Raw genomic sequence first — 19,874 nt, forward strand, 5'->3', positions numbered from 1 at the left:
CTCGCCCGCTGTCCTGGCAAGAAGGCTTGGGCTCGGCGCCAGGGCGGCTAGAGTGGCCGCGCCATGCCGCCCTTCGAATCCACCCAGTTCACCGTCTGGCTGCTCCAGGCGCTCTGCGCCAGCTTCCTGGCCATCCTCTTCCTCCAGTCCGGGCTCGACAAGGTCATCGACTGGAAGGGCAACCTGGGTTGGCTCACGGGCCACTTCGCCAAGAGCCCGCTGCGTGGCGTGGTGCCGCCGATGCTGGCCGTCCTCACGCTGCTGGAGCTCGCCGCGGGCGCGCTCAGCGCCGCCGGGCTGGTGGCGCTGGTGGCGACGGGCCGCGCGACGCTGGCCTTCTGGGGCGCGCTCCTCTCCGCGGTGTCCCTGGTGGCGCTCTTCTTCGGCCAGCGGATGGCCAAGGAGTACGCGGGCGCCGGGGGCCTGGTGCCGTACTTCCTGCTGGCGCTGGCGGCCGTGTACATCACCCGCCTGGGCTGAGGCCGCGCGCCGCCTCAGAGCACCTTGCGCGTGGGGACCAGGGCGTTGGCGGACAGCAGCCCCGCCACCAGCGCCACGGCCACCATCAGCATGGAGAAGGCCGTGTCCACGCCGGCCACCACGTCCCGCTCCAGCAGCGAGGACAGGCTGCGGAAGCCGACGCTGCCCGGCACCAGCAGCATGAGTCCGGGCACCAGGGTGGTGATGGAGGGCTTGTTGCGCAGCCGGGCCAGGGCGTTGCTGCCCATGGCTAGCAGCAGCGAGCCCACGAAGGCCCCCAGCTGCGCGCCCAGCAGCAGCGAGCCCAGCCGGGCGCCCGCGAAGGCGAAGGTGCAGGCCCCGGCAATCCAGCCCCAGTCCCGGGGGCGGGCGCGGAAGAGCACGCACACCGCGAAGATGGCCACCAGCAGCATCGGGAGCTGCGTCCAGCCCGGCAGCCCGGGCGGCAGCGGCGCCACCGGTGGTGGTGGCAGCACCGCCGACAGCCGGCTGCCCAGCGCCACGCCGAAGCCGAGCTGGAGGAAGGCGAGCGCCGCGGCGGTGAGCCGCGAGGTACCGGAGATGAGGTTGCGCGTGGCCAGCTCGTTGATGGCCACCGTCAGGGACAGGCCGGGCAGCAGGACGATGAGGCCCGCCAGCGTGGCCACCTGGGAGGACAGGGGCCCCAGCAGGCTCGCGGCGAGCGCGGCGAGGGCGGAGGACAGGATGGCCGCCACCGGCTCCAGCACTCGCGCCGTCGTGGGCTGCTTGCGCGTGAGGACACCCAGGGTACCGATGAGCAGGCTGCTGAACGCCGCCACCGCCATCTCCTTGAGTCCGCCGCCGAACAGCCTTCCCGCCGCGCCGCCGGCCAGCATCCAGCACAGGAGCTGGAGCGCGGGGCCGAAGCGCTCGGGCTGGGCGAGGATGGCCTCCACGCGCCTGGAGCCCTCGATGGGATGGACATCACCATGGATGACCTCGTCCGCGAGGGTGTCCAGCAGCGTCAGCCGCTCCAGGTCCATGTCCCCGGGCTCCACGCGGATGAGCGAGGTGCGCAGCGCCTCCGGTGGCCCGAAGGACGAGAAGATGGACGTCGGCGTGGAGAAGAAGCGCCCCTCCAGGCCGAAGCGCTCCGACACCCGCGTCATCAGCAACTCCAGGCGGTGCGCGGGCGTGCCATAGCGGTGCAGCGCTTCGCCCAGCCGGAGGGTGAACGCGACGGCGGGGCCCGGCGGCGGTGGGTGACTGGCGGCGAGGAGCTCGGGAGGGACGGCCACGGCCGCGCACATGGCAGAGGCTCCGGGCCGAGTCAAACGCGGGGGGGGCGGGCGGACCGCTCCCCCGCGCCGATGCTTCGGCCCGTGACACGTCTGTGAGGGGCTCGGGGCGCTCCGGGCTTCAGCGCTTGAGCAGCCGGCCGAGCACGAAGCCTGCCGCCAGGCAACCCGCGACGACGAGCCCCGGGCGCTCCCGGGCGCGGTCCTGGGCGTCCGCCATCAGCTCCGCCGTGGTCTCGTTCTCCAGCCGGTCCGAGGTGCGCCGAAGCACGCCCGCGGTGCGGGTGAGCAACGGCCGGGCCACGCCTGCCTCCTCCGTGCGCGACGCGCCCTCCAGTGTGGACGCCAGGCTCTGGATGCCCCGGGCCAGGCCGCCGCGGTGGCCGTCCACCTGCCGGTAGAGGTGCTCCCGGGCCGTGCCTCGCAGGTGACGCAGCGGAGCCTTGCCGCCCTGCCTGCGCGACAACGCTGACGACGCCTCGCTGTCGCCTGGGGCGGTCCGCTCGGGGCGCGAAGGGACGCCCGGGGCTGGTGGGAAGGGGGAGTCGGTACCGATGCCCATGTCATGTCCTCCAATCGTTTGTTCGGCGGGGCCGCACGACACGCTTGTGCCCGCGCCACATTGCCCAGAAGGTAGGTCCGCGGCGTCGATGGACGGACGCGGGCCCGCCCCTCCGGCTGGGCAGGCTGCGGCGGAGGTGGGCGTCATCGGCCCGGGGCCAAGGCAAGGAGATGGGCGGATGGCGCGCAGGCAGCGGACACCCAGGTGGCTGGAGGCAGCGAGGCGGCGGGGGCCGGAGGACGCCCGGTTCGCTGACAAGCCGGACTGGCTGGCGCGGGCGCTGGGCAAGGCGGGCGTCATGCCTCGCGCCCAGGCCGAGGCCGCCATCCGCGAGGGGCGGGTGACGCTGGCCGGGCAGGTGGAGCGCGAACCCTTCGCCCCAGTGCGCCCTGGCGTCGAGGTGCGCGTGGATGGGCAGGTCGTGCGGCTGGAGGCACCGGTGCTGGCGTTGATGTTCCACAAGCCCGCGGGCCTGGTGGTGCACGGCTCGGATGCGGAAGGCGTGGGCACCGTCTTCGAGTGGCTGTACGAGGTGCTCCCGCCGCCCATGCGCGGCTTCGAGTGGCTCGCCGTGGGCCGCCTGGACCGGGACACCACGGGCCTCCTGCTCTTCACCAATGATGAGCGCCTGGTCCGGCACGGGACGTCACCCGAGCAGCACCTGCCCAAACGCTACGTGGCGGCCGTCGCCGGGAAGCCAGGGGAGGACGCGCTCCGGCGCCTTCGCGAAGGACTGGTGCTGGAGGACGGCCCGACGCGGCCCGCGGGGGCCCGGCTGCGCGCGCCGGACGTGGTGGAGCTCACCCTCACGGAGGGGCGCCACCACCAGGTGAAGCGGATGCTGGCGGCGGTGGGGCATCCGGTGTGGACGCTGCATCGCGAGGCCGTGGGCGGTGTGGCGCTTGACGTGCCCGAGGGCGCCTGGCGGCGATTGGACGACTCGGAGGTGTCGGACGGGCTGGCCTTCACGCCCACCTGACGGCGGGAGTGGCCGAGCCTGGCGCGTGTCGCACCCGGACCATGGAGGTCTCCGCGGCTCCCCTGCCAGGGGGAGACCGGCGGGTGGGGTTCACCGAGGAGCTTCCCTCTTCCCCGCTCGTCCCTCCTCGCCATCGACACACTTATCGGGACGCGACCTCAGCGCTCGCGCGCCGCCGCGGACCCGACGAGCGCTCGGACCTCGCTCGCCAGCGCCAGGCTCTCAGGCAGGGGCCGCCCGAGCAGCCGTGGGACGCCCGTGGCCAGCATGGCGGAGTTGGTGAAGAGGCAGGCGCTGACGTCGGCGAGGCGTGCGAAGGGCACGGCTCGCTCCATGATGGGCCGCGTCCCCACGCGTCCCACCTCCAGCAACACCTCGCGGACGATGCCCGGCAGGCAGGGGGCGGACAGGGGCGGGGTGATGAGCGCGCCATCGAGCTGGAAGAAGACGTTGGCCGTGGGCAGCTCGCAGACCTCGCCGGATTCGTTGCCGAGCAAGCAGAGGCGCTCCATGCATGCGTACTGGCGGAAGTAGGCGAGCCCCTTGTGGTTCAGCGTGGGCTCTCCGCCGCGGTAGGCGCCCGGCTCCCAGTCGTCCAGGGCCCGCCCTTCGCTGTGCAGCCGCTCCGTCTCGGGCGCGTGCGCGCGGAAGGTCAGCAGCACGCGTCCATCACTTGCCGACAACTTGCCCACACCGCGGAAGCCTGGCCCGAGCGCGGCATCGGCATGGAGGCAGCGCCGGAGCGTCTCACGCACCGCGGCTTCGTCGAGCCACTCCGCCGGAGGAGGGCGGACGGCGTTGGGAAAGGCCGCCAGACTCGACCGCAGCCGCGCCAGGTGCCGGGCGAGAAACCAGGGGGCTCCTGCTTCGATGCGGAAGGTCGTGAAGAAGCCTGCGCCGAAGAAGAAGCCCTGCGAGAAGTCACTCAGCCGCAGGTCCTCCCAGCGCCGCACTTCGCCGTTCACCGCGACGGTGGAGAACATTCGAGCCTCCCGTGCGCTCAGCGCGCCGGCTCCAGGAAGTTGGCGAGCAATCGGGGACCCTCGGGCGTGAGGAACGACTCGGGATGGAACTGCACGCCCTCCAGTCGAGGCAACTCGCGGTGCCGCAGGCCCATGATGAGGTCGTCCTGCCACGCCGTGACTTCCAGGCACGCGGGCAGGCGCTCCGGGTCCACGACCAGCGAGTGGTAGCGAGCGGCGGTGAAGGGCGAGGGGAGTCCCCGGAAGACGCCCTGTCCCGAGTGCTCGATGGCGGCTGTCTTGCCATGCACGGGCACGGGCGCGCGGACCACCTTCGCGCCAAACACCTGTCCCAGGCACTGGTGCCCCAGGCACACGCCGAGCAGGGGGATGCGTCCGCCGAAGGCGCGGATGAGCGCCATGGACACGCCCGCCTCGTTGGGCGTGCAGGGCCCGGGGGAGATGAGGATGTGGTCGGGACGGAGCGCCTCGACCTGGGCCACGGTGATGGCGTCGTTGCGCACCACCTTCAGCTCCGCGCCCTGCGCACCCAGGGCCTGCACGAGGTTGAAGGTGAAGGAGTCGAAGTTGTCGATGAGGAGAATCACGCCATCCTCCTCACGGCGGACAGCGCGAGGAGCTGCGAGCGCGCCTTGTTGAGCGTCTCCTTGTACTCCTGGCGGGCCACGGAGTCGTGGACGATGCCGCCTCCGACCTGGGCGTAGGCCCGGCCCTCCTTCACCACCAGCGTGCGGATGACGATGTTCAGGTCCAGGTCCCCGGTGAAGGACAGGTACCCGAGCGAGCCCGTGTAGAGGCCTCGGGCCTGCGGCTCCAGCTCGGTGATGATCTGCATGGTGCGAATCTTCGGCACGCCGGTGATGGTCCCCCCGGGGAAGAGCGCGCCCACCACGTCCAGCGGCTCCACGCCCGGAGCGAGCTGGCCCACGACCTCCGACTCGATGTGGATGACGTGGGCATACTCGACGATGTCCATCAGCTTCGTCACCTTGACCGAGCCGTAGGTGCAGACCCGGCCCAGGTCGTTGCGCTCCAGATCCACCAGCATGGCGTGCTCGGCGCGCTCCTTCTCGTTGGTGCGCAGCTCGTGGACGAAGTGGGCCTCCTCCTCGGGCGTGCCCCGTCGGCGCGTGCCGGCAATGGGCCGCGTGGTGGCGCGGCCAGCCTCCACGCGGACGAGCCGCTCCGGAGAGGCGCTGACCACGTGAAAGCCATCCCCTTCGAGATAGCTGGCGAAGTGCACGGGGTTGATGGCCGACAGTGCCTCGTAGAGCGCGAGCGGCTCACCGGCGAAGTCCACCTCCAGCCGCTGCGAGAGGTTGACCTGGTAGGTGTCGCCCGCCCGGATGTACTCGCGCACGCGCTCCACCGCGTCCAGGTAGGCCTCCTGGGTGAAGTTGGAGCGGTATGCCGCGCCAGGTGCATCCGCAGGAGGGGGCGCGGGGCGCGGAGTGGGGCCCGCCGAACGGACGCAGGCCTCCAGGGCCCCCAGCCGGCGTTCGCAATCCTCCCAGTCCGAGCCGGTGGCCACCACGAGCAGCGCTCCCTCGTGGTGGTCCACCACCAGGAAGGTGTCGATGAATGACAGGGCGATGTCGGGCAGGCGCAGGTCGTCCCGCGGGTGGTGTGGCAGGGCCTCGAAGCAGTGCGCGGCTTCGTAGCCGAAGAAGCCCACCGCGCCGCCACAGAAGAGCGGCATTCCCGGGTGGCGCACCCCGCGCCACCGGCGCAGCAGCCCGCGCAGGACCTCCAGCGGTGGGCCTGGCTGGCGCTCGCCGTCGATGAAGCACTGCCCCTCCTTGGCGGTGAAGCTCAGGAAGGGGCGCGCACCGAGGAACGAGTAGCGCCCCTCCGCGCTGACCCGGGTGCTCTCCAGGAGGAATCGGCTGCCCGCGGGGAGGGCACGCAGCAGGTCCACGGGGCGCAGCATCCCGAGTGGAAGCCGCTGTACCACGGGCACCTGGTTGTAGCCCTGGGCCACGAGCGCCTCGAAGGACGCTCGGTCCGGAAAGCGGGTGGGGGGAGGTGGCCGGCGCATGTGGAGGCGCTTGATACCAGGAACCCCGCCGAGCGTTTCCAGAACCCTGCATGCGGCCGGGGCGCCTCGCGCGGTGCGCGGCGCCTGGCACGTGGGGAAGCCCACCCGGGTGCTCGGAAGATGACGCCAGGAGGCCAACGGCTTCCCTGTCGACCGGTGTCGTTGGGACGGGCGGGGTCTCCCTTGTTGACGGTGGCAGTGCCGCCGTTTCTAGCTCCGACGACGTTGCCTGGCCGTCCTGGGCGACGACGTCTGTCTTCGGGGACTGGCCGCCTCCAGGTTCCGGCGGGCCTCCGCCACGCGGCCCGCCGGGTTTCGCCGGTGTAAGTGCACGCCAGAGCGCCTCCGCCGAGGCCTGGACCTCCTCCTCCAGCAGCTCCTCGCCCTGGCTGACTCTGCGCACGAGCTCTCCCAGTACACCCCATACCAGGCACTCGTGGACGCGGGTTCGGCCGGGCGCCAGGGCTCCCTCCCGTTCGCCATGGATGAGGACCTCGAGTACCTGCTCGCGCGTCTGTCCTCGAAAATCCGCGTGCGCTTCGGTGCCCACCGCCGGGTGGAGGAAGGTGAATCCAAACAGGTCGGGCTGTTGGAGCGCCCAGTCGGCCAGCTCGTACCAGAAGGCGAGGAAGACCTCGCGGAAGTCCCCCTTGCGCTGGCTTCCATCCGCCAGTTTGTAGGCGACGAATCCGACGTAGGACAGCTCTTGTTCCGTGAGGTTCCTCACCGCCTGCGCGAAGCCACGCTTGCTTCCGTAGGCGCGGTAGAGCGAGCCCACCGAGATTCGCGCGGCCCGGGCCAGCTCTTCGGCCCGGACGTTGTCGAAGCCGCGCTGCGCCAGCAGCTCTGCCGCGTTGCGCAACCCACGGGCCCGTATCTGCGCCAGTGTGAACATCTGTCCCGCCCCCCTTCGCGGCGACCGCTGCGTGGAAGGAACGTTCCTTCCACGCAGCCATGTCTACAGGGAGGGGCTGACATGCGCTGAGTCGTCAGTGCGGGCCACCGGCCTTGGGTGTCCCGGCCGTGCTGCTGCGCTCCAGCGTGCGGCGCGCCTCCTTGAGGATTTCGTCCTCGGAGAGCTGGTCGGTCTTGATGACGGACCGGTCGGCCTTGAGTTGCTGTACCTGGCCGTCCCGCAGGACATGGAACTGGCCTTGCTTCTGGCCAGGGAGCCTGGTTTCTGCATCGACCCGGGCCTCGGAGAACATGGGCTTGAGTTTCTTCAGGGCGTTGTCTTCCTTGACGCCTCCAACGAACCAGGTCCGCACGTTCTCCCGGCACTTGTAGTCCAGGTCCCCTGGGCTCTGGGTGGCGAGCATGACGCCGATGCCTGCCGAACGCGCACGTTTGAGCAGGTTCTCCATGGGCTGTTTCGTTGCGGGTTTGCTCGTCGCTGGCAGGTAGAGGTCCGCCTCATCGAAGAGCAGCACGGCTTGAAGCTCGGACGAAGGGTGCTGACTGGCCCAACGGTTGGTCTCGAGGAGGAGCTGCGCGACCCAGAAGAGGATCCGGGAGTTGTCTCCCAGGTACTTGGTGCTGATGATGCTCAGCCGCGTCTTCCCAGGTGTCTTGGACGCGCCGAGGCCTAGCAGGTCCTCGACATCCAGGCGCTCGCCACCCGCCGCCAGCATCGGGCGGATGTCGAGTCGAAGCACTTCCAGGTCCTGCGCAAGCTTGGCGAAGGTCCTCGCCGGGAGGCCCCTGGTTTCCTGAAGGAGCGCCTCATCCTGGTCGGCAACGAACTTCTGCACCATGTCCAGTGACAGTTCCTTGCCCGGGGGGCGCTGCACCAGCAGCCGCAGCGCTTGGGCCAGCAGCGCCCGCGCCGCCTTGTCGTTGGGGGTGGCCTTGTAGTCGAGCATGCCCGCGATGGCGTCCGCGGCCTGCTGGACACCCTGCTCGCGCTCTTCCGTGGGAAGGGATTCGAGGCCCCGCGGAATCACGGGGATGGCGAGCGGCCGCCCGTCGGAGCGGCCGGGCGTGTAGACGGCGACTTCGACGCGCTCGCGCAGCAGCCTCCTTCGCTCGAGGAGCGCGCTGTCCTCCAGCTTCTCTTCCCAGGAGGCGTCGCGCGCATACGCGGCGAGGTCGCCTTTGCGGTCGATGAGGATGGCGGGGATGCCGCGCAGCAGGAGTTGCTCCAGCACATTGAGGGCCAGCGTCGTCTTGCCGCTACCGGAACCGCCCAGGAATGCGCTGTGCCGCGTCAGCTCGGAGGGTTCCAGGGTCACGACCTGCGTGAAGACACCCTCCGACGCGCCAATCCGCAGCGGTCCGGTGAGAACCTCCGCGGGAGGCGTGGGCGTGGCCTCCGTGGCGGGAGGAACGCTCTGGTTGCCGGCAAAGCCAATGCGCGGCTTCGTGCCACCTGGAGGCGTGACCGTGCGAGCCGTTGTCAGCATCGGCGATGGGATGGTCAGGTTCTGCAACGGGTCATCTGAAACGGGGGCCGCCGCGGTATTGCGGCTCATGCCCAGCTCTGACTCATGGCGAGGCAAGGTGTCACCTGGCGCAAGCCCGGTTGCTTCGGCGCGAGCAGCTGGCTCCCGGGTGGCCCCAGCGCGCAGTTCGACGGGAACAGGGGTGCCATAGGGCAGGGTGGTTGGCCCATTGAACAACTCGGTCTGTCCCTTGGCGGCCGTGGGGCGGGCGCCGACCTGGCCAATGGGGACCCCGACCCCGGTGTCGCTCCTGGGCACGGGCCTGGTGGACTTCGGTCCGGAGGGCGGTGGGGGCGAGTCCAGCCGCTCCAGCCCCAGGATGTCGCTCACGGACTTGAGCCGCGTGATGGGCTTGGCGGTTCGGCTCCACTCGATGAGCGCGGCCTCAGCGGCATGCTTCTCCCGGAAGCTGCGCAAGGCCACGAGGTCTCGGAGCTCGGTGTCACCCACGATGACCCGACGCCCCCCCTTGCGCATCAGCACGCCAATCTGCTCTGCGACAATGGTCCCGGTCGACGAGGGAAACTCCGACGTCCGTACGAGGACCGGCGTCTTGCCCGCGGCCTTCTTCAGCGCCTCCGTCATCTGCCGGCCGAGCGCGCCACCTCGTGGATTCCGGTCACAGAGCGCGACGAGGAGCTTGCGGCCCTCCGGCTGGACCTGGACATCCAGCATTTCGTTGTCCTTGGGCTTCACATCGAAGCGTGGCGTGCCTCCAAGCTCGTTGCTGCCCGCCTCGATGGCCCACGCGAGCAGGGCCGCGACATCGGAGTCCTCCTCCGGCAGCTCCGCCTTGAAGGCGGCGCGGAAGTCCGTCCAGAGCTGGTCCATGTCCAGCGTGGGTGGGTGCGCAACGGTCGTGTGCGCCTTTCCATCCGCCCGAGGGCGTTTGAGCGGAAACTCCGCTGGCAGCTTCTGGTCCTGGATGGCGCGGTCGCGATAACGACGGCACTCGTTCAGAACATCACGTGCGCGGTGTCCACCGAGCACATCGAAGCCCTGCGCTGGGATGGGCCACGTCGGGTCTGCCGGATTGCTGGAGGCCCCGCGCTGCTCGAAGAGCGAATGCAGCCGTCGAGCCGCGAGGTCACGAGCCGTGTCGGCCGTCACCGTTTGCTCCAACATCACCGGCTCGGGGTCGTTCTCGATGCGGTCCACAATCGATTGATTGAGGAGGGGTCGCATCTTTGCCCAGTAGTCGGAGAGGCAGCAGAACACCACGATGGACCGAGGGACCCGGCTGGCGATGGCCGCGAGGCTGTTCATGGCGCGGCGGAACGAGCCCTCCATTTGGGGCCGTTGCTCGAAGTCGCTGACGTCCTCCACCTGGTCCACGCAGAGCACGAGCGCCTGGCCCAGCGCGCCCATGAGTCGTCCCAGATGCTCCACCATCCGTGCGGGGGCGTCGTCGGCGGTGCGGGGAATCAGGTCGCCAATGACACGTCGGTCCGCGAGGGACAAGTCCTCGCAGCGCAGCCAGTGGAAGATGCGACGGTTGAGGCGTGGGTCTCGCCGCTGCAGGTAGATGAGCGCCCGCAGCAGGTCCACTTCCACCTGCTGGAAGCGCGGGTCCGCAAGCAGTTCATCTGCCACCGCGCGGATGGTGCCGTGCAGCTCGTCGTCCTCCAGGACCTTTTCGTCCGGGATGAGCGGCGCGAAGGCGCTGTTGCACTGGGCCATCAGTGCATCCGACAGATGCATCAAGCCGCTGTCGTCATCGTCTCCCGCCAGGTCGAAGGGCTTGTCCAGGGAGTCGATGAGGTTGGAGAGGATGTAGCGGTCATACTGCGCGGCATCGACCGTCATCGGCATGTAGCCGACGAAGCCCTGGCGCTGACCGTGCGCGAAGTTGCGGAACGCGCGCACCAGGTGCGTCTTGCCGCTGCCCGACTCTCCAAGCAGGAGCAGCAGCTTTCCCGCGTCCGGGGGCGCGTCCGACGTGGCCCGGGCGAGCAGCCGCTTGAAGGCGCGGCGAGCCGGGGCATTGAGGGCCTCCACGTCGAACGGGTCCGCCTGCCAGATGTGCTGGCCCTGTTCGACGCTGCTGAAGACCTCGCGGGGGTCGTTGAGGAAGATATCGAGTCGAGGGTCGTTGGCCACGGGACGCTCCTGGAAGACGGGCTAGACGACGACGAAGTGGAAGCTGGCGCCGAACGAACGCACCTCTGACTCGGCGACATCCTTGGGGTCCATGGCGGACACGAGGTCCGCCCGCGTCAGTGACAGCAGTCGGTTGCGGTTGGCCTCCAGCAGCGCCGCGTCGAAGGACTCCCGGTTGCTCCACTCCGGCTGGAGGGCCTTCCACACGTGGGAGATGAAGACCTTGTTCGGGCCGAAGCGGCCCGTGGGGAGCGCTCGGGCCACCGTGAGCACGTGCTCGGCGAAGACCGCTGGAGACCGCTGGGGCGGCACATCCGCGTCTGGCGCCGACACAGCGGCGGGGACCGTGGGGGTGATGGTGACGCCAGCGTGCCGGGGCATGACACCCTCGGCCGTGGACGGCGGCGTTGAATGCGAGGGCTCTCGCAGGGCCTTGCTCGAGTCGGGCTGTGCCCGGGACTCCGTCTCGGAGGCTCGTTGCGGTGTGGTGTCAGGCGCCGCGCGTGAGGCCTTGCTCGAAGCGGGCGCCGTCTCGGAGGCTCGCGGCGCGGTGCCAGACGCGTCCTCGTCCTCGGAGAGGGCCCACCGCCGCAGCAGTGACAGCCGCACGGCCTCCGCGTCCCCCCGGGTGGCGCCGGCGGCCCGGGCGGCGAGCTGCTCCACGCCCCGGCGTGGGTCCTTCGCCTCCGCGTCCAGCAGCTGGCCGAGCAGGTGCGCCTGCACCGCGCTCAGCGTGAAGGGGCGGGCCGTCTCCACGCCGAGCTGCCGCCAGAGGAGCCGGTCCCGCGTCTGCGCCAGGGTGAGGCCTTCTCCGACGTCCAGCGCATGCGCCCGCTGCAAGGCGGCGGCGCGGACCCCATCCGCGCCCTTCATCCGGGCCAGCACGGCCTTCGTCAGTGGCAGGTCCAGGCTGTACGCCGCCAGGTAGGTGGCCTTCAGCTTCTTCCAGGTGAGGCCGCGAGGCGGCTGCTCCAGCTTGAGGAAGCGCAGCACCCGCGTCCGTCCGGAGGGCGTCAGCTCCAGGGCGCTGCGCGCGCGCAGCGCCACCAGGTTCCCATCCAGCAGTGCCTCCAGCAGTGAATCGAAGCGCGCCTTCCATTCCGCACGGCTGAGCCGGTGCTCCACGAAGGGCCGGAGCGCGGCCTCCAATTCCTTGCGCGTGCCGCGGCGCTCGGAGCGGGTCATCAGCCAAGACAAGGCAATGCCTGAAAGGCGGTGGTCAGCGCTTCCCATGCGGTGCGTCCTTCCCGGTGAGCTCACCCCTGCGGGTGGCAATCAACGTGTCGAGGGTTTCGAGAATCTCTTCCAGGCGGTCCACCACGTCGTCCGCGAGGAAGCGGACCACCCAGTAGCCGGCGCACTGGAGGGCGACGTCCTTGCGCCGGTCCCTGCGGAACCCGTCCGGGTTGCGGAAGTGGAAGTACCCGTCGATTTCCACCGCCAGCCGCAGCTCGGAACAGAGCAGGTCCACTTCCAGCGGCCGGCCGCCGTTGCCTGGGTCCAGCCGACCATTGAGGATGAAGAGGCCGCGGGTGGCGGGGTGCTCCTGGAGCCGGGCATGCAGGAACTTCTCCGCCTCGCTGCGGGCCCTGCCATCGGCGTCCCTGTAGGCGGAGGCAATGGTGCGCGCCGCCGCGTCGTAGAGCGAGACGACCTTCTCGGAGGCGCCCTCTTGCCGGAGCCGCGCGCGCGTGGAAGCCACCGAGCCTCCCACGGTGACAGGCAGCTCCACCACCGCCTGGGCGAGGTCCAGCCGTCCCTCCCGCAGCATGGCGAGGACGTGGGACTCGCCCCGCCGGAGGTGCTCGTCGATGGCCTCGGGCGCGAGCACGCAGCCCGCAGTGAGTGCGGGCGCCGCCGCACACAGCGCCGCGGCGGCGCGGAGCGGCCTGAAGTCCGAAGGGCCGGCCCGGACGCGGAGCGCCGGAGTGCTTCCCTCGGGCGCCAGCGCGAGCAGGGCTTGCAGCGCCTCGAGGGGCGCGCGGTCGATGGCCTTGCCCACCGCCTCCGGGAGCACGCCTGGCGGCGCGCCCACGGGGGCCTCCAGGATGGCCTGACACAGCTGCCAGGTGGCGGCATGGGCATGGGGCGGCGTCAGCCCTTCCAGCAGCACCCGACGCTCATGGGCCGTCTTGCCATGGAACCGGGGCACCCGCCCCTTGTCCATGGGTTGGGTTCGCAGGACGAACGCCTCGGCGTCTTTCGACAGGTTCCTGTCCCTGGCCAGGGCCGCCGCCCAGGCGGAGACGACGGCTCGCAGGTCGTCCCCATCCACGACGACGACGCTCGACCCCCGGCGCTGAATCCACTCCGTCCAGACAGACAGCGCCCGTTCCGGAGGCCCGACGAGCGTGCTCAGGGTGGCAATGCCTTGCGCACGTCTCTGGGCATGTCGGTCCAATGCGTCGAGAAGCGCCGCATCCAATGATGGCTGCAAGCCATTTCCCCCGGAATCGCGTGACGGGTGGGAAGCCTGCGCCTCCCAAGGACTTCAATGCAACCCCCTGGGGAGGTATGGACAGATGCAAGTCATTGTGCTGGGGCGCGACGCTGAGTCAGACATCACATCTCGAGGTCCGACGGGCCCCAGTCATTGCAACTCCAGACAGCGCTGTTCGCGCTCAAGGCTCATCGACACCCAGCGCGGCCCGCATCTCTGGCAGGCGGGCGAGCGGCACCGCGCCAAAGACGAAGCGGTCCGGCCGCACCACGGCGATGTCCGCCTCGTGCTGCCGGAACCACTCCGACAGCCGGCCGGTGTGGTCCTCCACGTCGTCCTCGTACAGGCCCGGCACGCCCGCGGCGCGCACGGTGATGGCCCGGCCGCCCAGCGCCTCGGCCAGCTCGCGCGCGGCGTCCGCTCCCGGGCTGCCACCCCGGCTCAGCACCGCGAAGCCCGTGCCCAGGCGGTCATCCAGCAGCCGCTCCTCGCCGGAGGCCCAGCGCACGCGTGGCTGGGGCAGGTAGCTGCCTTCGGGGGCATTCCTTCCCGAGCGGCGGCCCCCCAGCACCCAGCCCTCTTCAATGGAGGGCGCGGGTTTGAAGGGAAAGCCCTCCACGAAGCGGCGCGTGGCCGGCAGGGCATGGAGGCCCCGGAGCACCGTGTCCCGCACCCAGGCCATGGGACGGCTGCGGGCCGTGAAGATGGCGCCCAGCCGCGCCGAGACGTCGAGCAGGGCCCGCACGTGGGGCCTGCGCTCGGAGGCATAGGTGTCCAGCAGTGCCTCCGGGGCGCGGCCCTGGAGCACCCACGCCAGCTTCCACGCGAGGTTCGCCGCGTCGCGCAGGCCGGACACCAGCCCCTGGCCCAGCAAGGGCGGCATCAGGTGGGCCGCGTCCCCCGCCAGGAAGGCGCGCCCCACCCGCCAGCGCTGCGCCACCACCGAGCGGAAGCTGTAGAGCTGCGCGCGCTCCACCTTCACCCGGTCTGGATTCACGTACGGGCCAATCAGCCGGCGAATCATGCCCGGCTGCATCATCTCCTCGTCCGTCTCGCCGGTGCGCAGCCGGAACTCCCAGCGGAACTGGCCCACCGGCCCGCGCCCCACGAAGCCCGGGCGCTCCGGGTCGCAGACGACGTGGCACTCGGGGGACGCGTCCTCCTCCGCCACGGTGCCGGAGATGGCAATCCACGGCTCCTGCGGGCCGCGCTCCTCCAGGGGGATGCCCAGCAGCGCGCGCACCGTGCTCCGCCCGCCGTCGCAGGCTACCAGGTAGCGGCACCGCACCGCATGCCGCTCGCCGGTGGAGGGCGCGTGGTAGCGCACCGTGACGCCCGTGCTGTCCTGCTCGAGCGACTCCACGTCCGTGCCCGTGCGCAGCTCGACTGCGGGGAAGCGCGACAGGCCCTCGCGCAGCGCCTTCTCCAGGAGCGGCTGGTAGAAGAACCAGATGGGCGTGTACCCGAAGCCGGAGTCCACCTCGCCCAGGCGCACCTGGGCAATTCGCTGGCCGCCCACGCCGGTGAAGGTGACGCGCCGGCCCTGGCGCAGGTCCGGCTTCAGCACGTCGATGAGGCCAGCGGCCTGGTAGATGCGCAGCGCCTCGTCGTCACAGGAGAAGGCGCGGGGCTGCCCGTGGGGCGTCCGCTCGCGTTCGAGGACGAGCACGCGCACGCCCTGGAGTCCCAGGAGGTTGGCGGTGAGCACGCCCACCGGCCCGCCTCCCACGATGACGACATCCACTTCCTCGACGTCCGCCGACATGGACTTCCCCCCGGAAGCAGGTCCGCTACGGGGGAAGTCTAACGTGCCTCGCGGCCCGCGGGGAGGATGGGGGCCGATTCCCGGTAGATGCGCAGGGAGTCCGCCACGCTGTGTCGGTACTCGAAGCCCGTGGCGTCCAGGAAGCGGCGGTTGTCCACGACGATGGGGAAGCGCAGGTGGTCCAGGGCGCCCACCGACAGGCGCGGGAAGCCCGCCCGGCCGAGCAGCAGCGACAGCAGCGGCGCGGGCAGTGGCACCGCGGTGCGCCCCGTCTCCCGGACGATGACGGACAGCGGAATCGGCGGCGGGCCCGCCACGTTGAAGATGCCGCGAATCTGCTTCTCCAGCGCCAGTGTCAGCGCCGTCACCACGTCCTCCTCCTGGAGGACATGGAACAGCGGGTCATACCCGAGCACCAGCGGCACGCGCCGGCCCTTGAGGAAGGACGACAGCGTCCCGGTGCCCGGCGCGCCCAGCGTGTAGGGCAGCCGCAGCACCGCCGTCGTCATCTTCGGCAGGCGCCACAGCGCGGTGGCGGCGTACAGGTCGGCGGCCACCAGGTCCGCCAGCTCGGGGATGGCCTCCAGCGCGCGGGGCGGCTCGTCCTCGGAGTGGTACAGCGGCGAGTCCGGTGCCGCGCCGTAGAAGGTGTGCCGCCCCACGAAGAGAACCTGCTTCACGCCGTGGGCCGCGCAGTGGTCGAACACCGCCTTGGTGCCGTCCAGGTTGATGCGCCCCCGCTCCTTGCCCGGCACCGTGAAGGCGGTGACGGTGGCCATGTGCACCACCGCCTCGGGCCGCCACCGGCGGAAGACGTCCTCCGCGGCCCGCTTGCGCACGTCGCCGCGGTACACCTGGATGCCCGCCTCGCGCGCCTCCGCCCAGGGACGGGTGTCGATACCGGCCACCTGGTGTCCCCGCGCGTGCAGGTGCAGCGCGAGCTGACGGGCGATGCCTCCCGAGATGCCCGGAATCAGCACCCTCATGGCAGCAGCTTCCTTCCGAGCCGGCGGCTGTGCCGCTGCGCGCGGCCGCGCTCGATGAGCCCCGCGATGCGCTGCTTCACCTTCTCCACATAACCCTCGATGACGTGGTCCTCCTCGTCCCCCGTCCCCTGGAACACGAGCGGCTCGCCGTAATGGATTTCCAGCTGCACCGGCATGGGCAGCGGCAACAGATAGGGCGTCAGCGGCACGTAGGGCACGCCGAGGAGCTTGCCCAGCGTGTACGCGTTGAACACCGTGGGGATGGCCGAGCCGCCGCCCAGGAACGCAAAGGGGATGATGGGCGAGCGCGTCTGCAGGGCGAGGCGGACGAAGCCGGTGCCGAAGTCCACCAGCGAATAACGCTCGTTGTAGAGCTTGGCGGTGCCGCGGGCGCCCTCGGGGAAGATCATCAGCAGCCGGTCGTCCTCCAGCAGCCGCCGGGCGTGCTCGGGCAGGCCGATGAACTGGCCGGTGCGGCTGGCCCACAGCGAGGAGATGGGGAAGCTGTGGAGGAAGCGCTCCACCATGCCCTGCGCCAGCCGGGGCGGGTCCATCTCCAGCATGGTGGACGTCAGCACCATGGCGCCGTCCACCGCCACGCCGCCGGAGTGGTTGCCCACCAGCATTCCCCGGCCCCGCGGGGGGATGTGCTCCACTCCGTAGCAGCGCACGCGGAAGTAGTAGCGGTAGATGGCGCCAAAGATGCGCAGCGCGTGTTTCACATGAGACTTGGAGATGCCGTACGGGTCGACGCCGAATTCGTTGAACGGCAGTTCCAGCCGGTCCACCCGGGCATCCAATGAGTCGGTCAGGGCCACGGCCTGGCACCGTAGCATCCCGACGCGCTCGACCCCTCGGGTTTCCACACCGGGTCCGTTGGGCTCCAGCCGGGTGTTGAGCCATACTCGCTCGCGCTCCCCCGGCGCCCTCTTCATGACACACCCGGACGAACTCGACATCGAGGTCCAGCGCTTCGGCGACTGCGCAGCCGTGGAGGGCATCGACCTGCACGGCCGCCGCGGCGAGCGAGTGGGCCTGCTGATTCCCCAAGGCGCGGGCCTGGCGTCGCTGGGCACGTCCGTGGGGGCGTGGACCGTGTCGCCGCTGTTGCTCGCCAGTCGCCTGTTCCGCTGGACCTGAAGGAGCGCTGCCTTGTCTCAGCCTGCTATCGCGCCGTCTCCCGCATTCGTCCAGCAGCTCAACTTTCACGCGCGCGACGCCAGCAATGAGGCCGCGGCGCTCCAGGCCGCCTTCTCGCTCGGGCTCTTCGCCCACCTGCCCGAATCCGGCACGGCCGAGCCGGTGTCCCTGGAGGCACTGGCGGCGCGGGTGGGTGGGGCGGTGCGAGGCGTTCGCGCCGTCATCGAGCCCCTGGTCGCGCTGGGCTTCGTCCACCTGGAGGACGGGCGGGGGTACTCGCTGCCTGCGTCGAGCGCGGCCTTCCTCCGCGACGCGGCCTTCGCCGCCACGCTGGAGGAGGCGCGGCGCTGGTGGCAGGTGCTGGCGCTGCTTCCCCAGGCCGTGCGCGGCGGCGCCCCGGTGGAGTGGGATGGCGCGTCGTGGGACCTGCTGGGCTGGTACCGCGCGCTGTTCCTGGCGCCGCCCGTGCCCGCGCCGAGCGCCCAGGCCCGCGACTTCCACGACCGCTTCGCTCGCAATCCCGCCCGCACCCTGGCGCTGGTGGCGGCGGCGGAGCTGGACGTGCTGGCCCGGCTGGTGCGGGGGCCGGTGCCGCTGGCGGCGCTGGCCCGGGAGGCGGACGCGGTGCCCGAGGCGCTGGCGGTGCTGCTCGGCGTGCTGGCGTCGATGGGCATCGCCCAGGAGACGGACGGGGGCTGGGCCTTCACCGAGTCCGCGGGCCGGGCACTGGACGCCCAGAGCCTGCCGTACTTCCAGCGGGCGCTGCCGGCGACCCTGGCCTACTGGGAGGCCCTGGGGCACCTGGACGAGGCGGTGCGCGAGCAGCGCTTCCGGTTGGACTTGAGGGACCCGGAGGCCGCGCGCCGCATCTACCAGGAGAACGCCTCGCGCATCTCCAGCATCTTCGCCTCGCACCTGCGGCTGAGCCGGCAGGCGGCGGCGCTGGTGCGCTCCATGCGTCCGCTGGCGGAGGCGCGCGTGCTGGACGTGGGCACCGGCTCGGGCGTCTGGGGCGCGGCCTTCGGGCTGGCGGACCCGTCCTCGCACGTCACCTACCTGGACTCGCCGCACGTGCTGGACGCGGTGCGGCCCCACCTGGCGAAGCTGAAGCTGGAGGCGCGCTCGCACCTGTGGGCCGGGGACTGCCTGGGCGTGGACTACGGCGAGTCCCGCTATGACATCATCCTGCTGCCGCAGATCATCCCCGCGCTGCCGCCTTCGGAGCTGCCCGGCTTCTTCCGCAAGCTGGCCCGCGCGCTGAAGCCCGGGGGCCTGCTGCTCATCTCCGGCTATCTGCTGACGGACCGCCGCGATGGGCCGCTGGACGCGCTCTACTTCGCGCTGCGCCGGTACGTGACGAACGAGGGCGACGTGCTGTCGCTCCCGGAGTTCCGCGCGCTGCTGGCGCCCGTGGGGCTCACCCACGCGCGCGCCTTCGACATGCCCATCCAACAGGTCGTCATCGCCCACCGCGGCGACGTCGCGTGGGCCGACGCCGCCTCCTCTGCCGCCTGACCTCGCCCAGGAGCACCATGGACCCGCTGCGAACCTTCTTCATGGAGGACTACCTGGAGGGCTCGCGCTTCACCGCGCGCTACAACCTGGGGGAATCCGGTGGCCGTCCCGTCACCGTGGGCGAGCTGCTCGCCGGCTCGGGCGTCAGCGCCGAGCGCGCCATGGAGGTGTTCCTCTCCACGCCCCTGAATGACAGCCCCAACTGGGGCCGCGCGGACCTGCGCGACGCCGTGGCGGCCATGCACCCGGGCGCCACGCGGGACAACGTCCTCATCACCACGGGCACCAGCGAGGCGCTGCTGCTGCTCTTCCGCCAGCTCCGGCCGCGCAAGGTGGCGCTGGCATGGCCCGCCTTCCAGCTCCTCTACGAGCTGCCCCTGCGACAGGGGGCCGAGGTGGTCCGCCTGCCGGTGCGCTGGGACGCGCGGGGCGTGCCCTCCGTCGACGTGGACCGGTGGCTGGCGCGGCTCGAGCGCGAGCGGCCCGACACCCTCATCATCAACAACCCCCACAACCCCAGTGGCCTCGTGCTGGAGACAGAGGCCCTCGCGGCCCTGGAGGCCTGGGCGGAGCGCACGGGGGCCACGGTGGTGGGGGACGAGCACTACCGCTTCCTGTCCTCGGAGACGTCCGTGCTGGGGGAGACGGTGTACCGGCCGGGCTCACGCCACTTCGTCACCGGCTCCTTCATCAAGTGCCTGGGCTGTCCGGGGCTGCGTATCGGCTGGACGGTGGGGGACACGGCGATGCTGGCGCGGATGCAGAACGAGAAGAACTACACCACCCACACGGTGAATCCGGTGACGGAGTGGATTGCGCGAGAGGTGCTGCGCGATTTGCTCAGCCCGGCGCTGCGCCGCGCGCGCGAGGACTGGCTGCGCAACCGGGCCACGCTGGCGGCCTTCCTGGAGCGCTCGCGCGGCGTCTATGGCGTGGCGCCACGAGGCGGCCTCGTCACCTGCATTGGCCTGCGCGCCGCACGGGACGCCGAGGATGCGGACGCGCTGCTGAAGGCGCTGTCGGAGGCGGGGGTGTTCGTCCTGCCCCTGAGCGCCATGGAGGCGGGGGCGCCGGAGGGGGCGCACCCGCTGGAGCGCGGGTATGGCTTCCGGTTGGGGCTGGGCATCTCACCGGAGCGCTTTCCCGAGGCGCTGGAGGCGATGGAGCGCGCCACCGCACGGTGAGC

At 71.0% G+C, this 19,874-nt stretch carries 16 protein-coding genes and 1 pseudogene; 5 read left to right on the forward strand and 12 right to left on the reverse strand.

Annotation, left to right across the window (positions count from 1 at the left end; genetic code table 11):
* Positions 1–63 precede the first annotated feature (63 nt).
* Positions 64–480 (forward strand): DoxX family protein, encoded by a 417-nt coding sequence (locus VZL07_RS22070; RefSeq protein ID WP_426749583.1) that lies wholly within the window; start codon positions 64–66, stop codon positions 478–480.
* Between the two features lie 14 nt (positions 481–494).
* Here the strand turns inward: VZL07_RS22070 and VZL07_RS22075 are convergent, their stop codons facing one another.
* Together VZL07_RS22075 and VZL07_RS22080 are read right to left on the reverse strand one after the other, a co-directional pair.
* Positions 495–1,751, reverse strand: coding sequence for a threonine/serine ThrE exporter family protein (locus tag VZL07_RS22075; protein ID WP_426749584.1), 1,257 nt, complete (start codon positions 1,749–1,751; stop codon positions 495–497).
* A gap of 109 nt (positions 1,752–1,860) precedes the next feature.
* Entirely contained in the window at positions 1,861–2,301 is a 441-nt protein-coding gene (locus VZL07_RS22080; RefSeq protein ID WP_426749585.1) for a hypothetical protein, read from the reverse strand.
* Positions 2,302–2,479: 178 nt separating this feature from the next.
* Between VZL07_RS22080 and VZL07_RS22085 the strand changes: the two genes are divergently transcribed.
* On the forward strand, positions 2,480–3,280 hold the full coding sequence (locus VZL07_RS22085) for a pseudouridine synthase (protein ID WP_426749586.1): 801 nt from the start codon (positions 2,480–2,482) through the stop codon (positions 3,278–3,280).
* Positions 3,281–3,438: 158 nt separating this feature from the next.
* On the opposite strand, the gene VZL07_RS22090 is transcribed toward VZL07_RS22085, so the two are convergent.
* The 10 genes and pseudogenes from VZL07_RS22090 to VZL07_RS22135 all read right to left on the reverse strand — a co-directional run bounded on the left by VZL07_RS22090 (position 3,439) and on the right by VZL07_RS22135 (position 16,851).
* On the reverse strand, positions 3,439–4,263 hold the full coding sequence (locus VZL07_RS22090) for an aminotransferase class IV (protein WP_426749587.1): 825 nt from the start codon (positions 4,261–4,263) through the stop codon (positions 3,439–3,441).
* 17 nt (positions 4,264–4,280) lie between these two features.
* Positions 4,281–4,850, reverse strand: coding sequence for an anthranilate synthase component II (locus tag VZL07_RS22095; RefSeq protein WP_426749588.1), 570 nt, complete (start codon positions 4,848–4,850; stop codon positions 4,281–4,283).
* Positions 4,847–6,301 carry an anthranilate synthase component I family protein gene (locus VZL07_RS22100; RefSeq protein WP_426749589.1) on the reverse strand — a complete coding sequence of 485 codons (1,455 nt, stop codon included), beginning with the start codon at positions 6,299–6,301 and terminating at the stop codon, positions 4,847–4,849. Before VZL07_RS22100 ends, VZL07_RS22095 begins: the two co-directional genes overlap by 4 nt.
* A gap of 784 nt (positions 6,302–7,085) precedes the next feature.
* A pseudogene (locus tag VZL07_RS22105) lies at positions 7,086–7,196 on the reverse strand (hypothetical protein); the annotation flags it as partial.
* A gap of 94 nt (positions 7,197–7,290) precedes the next feature.
* Positions 7,291–10,842 carry a helicase HerA domain-containing protein gene (locus VZL07_RS22110; RefSeq protein ID WP_426749590.1) on the reverse strand — a complete coding sequence of 1,184 codons (3,552 nt, stop codon included), beginning with the start codon at positions 10,840–10,842 and terminating at the stop codon, positions 7,291–7,293.
* A 21-nt stretch (positions 10,843–10,863) separates the two neighbouring features.
* Entirely contained in the window at positions 10,864–12,075 is a 1,212-nt protein-coding gene (locus VZL07_RS22115; protein WP_426749591.1) for a hypothetical protein, read from the reverse strand.
* The gene (locus VZL07_RS22120; RefSeq protein WP_426749592.1) at positions 12,062–13,279 is read right to left on the reverse strand and encodes an endonuclease domain-containing protein; all 1,218 of its coding nucleotides are present in this window, start codon (positions 13,277–13,279) and stop codon (positions 12,062–12,064) included. Before VZL07_RS22120 ends, VZL07_RS22115 begins: the two co-directional genes overlap by 14 nt.
* Positions 13,280–13,463: 184 nt before the next feature.
* A complete protein-coding gene (locus tag VZL07_RS22125) occupies positions 13,464–15,047 on the reverse strand; it encodes a bifunctional 3-(3-hydroxy-phenyl)propionate/3-hydroxycinnamic acid hydroxylase (RefSeq protein WP_426749593.1) in 1,584 nt (527 codons plus the stop codon).
* Positions 15,048–15,085: 38 nt separating this feature from the next.
* A complete protein-coding gene (locus VZL07_RS22130) occupies positions 15,086–16,033 on the reverse strand; it encodes an NAD-dependent epimerase/dehydratase family protein (RefSeq protein WP_426749594.1) in 948 nt (315 codons plus the stop codon).
* Entirely contained in the window at positions 16,030–16,851 is an 822-nt protein-coding gene (locus VZL07_RS22135; RefSeq protein ID WP_426749595.1) for a lysophospholipid acyltransferase family protein, read from the reverse strand. The genes VZL07_RS22130 and VZL07_RS22135 overlap by 4 nt, the downstream gene beginning before the upstream one ends.
* Before the next feature lie 115 nt (positions 16,852–16,966).
* On the opposite strand from VZL07_RS22135, the gene VZL07_RS22140 reads away from it, so the two are divergent.
* Genes VZL07_RS22140 through VZL07_RS22150 form a run of 3 tightly spaced genes read left to right on the forward strand, consistent with a single transcriptional unit; the run spans position 16,967 to position 19,872 of the window.
* Positions 16,967–17,173 carry a hypothetical protein gene (locus VZL07_RS22140; RefSeq protein WP_426749596.1) on the forward strand — a complete coding sequence of 69 codons (207 nt, stop codon included), beginning with the start codon at positions 16,967–16,969 and terminating at the stop codon, positions 17,171–17,173.
* Positions 17,174–17,185: 12 nt separating this feature from the next.
* A complete protein-coding gene (locus VZL07_RS22145; protein ID WP_426749597.1) occupies positions 17,186–18,688 on the forward strand; it encodes a class I SAM-dependent methyltransferase in 1,503 nt (500 codons plus the stop codon).
* A gap of 17 nt (positions 18,689–18,705) precedes the next feature.
* Positions 18,706–19,872: an aminotransferase class I/II-fold pyridoxal phosphate-dependent enzyme gene (locus VZL07_RS22150; RefSeq protein ID WP_426749598.1), complete on the forward strand. Its 1,167-nt coding sequence runs from the start codon at positions 18,706–18,708 to the stop codon at positions 19,870–19,872.
* The last annotated feature ends 2 nt before the right edge of the window (positions 19,873–19,874 follow it).

The organism is Pseudomyxococcus flavus (assembly GCF_050038885.1).
Classification (GTDB): Bacteria; Myxococcota; Myxococcia; order Myxococcales; family Myxococcaceae; genus Myxococcus; species Myxococcus flavus.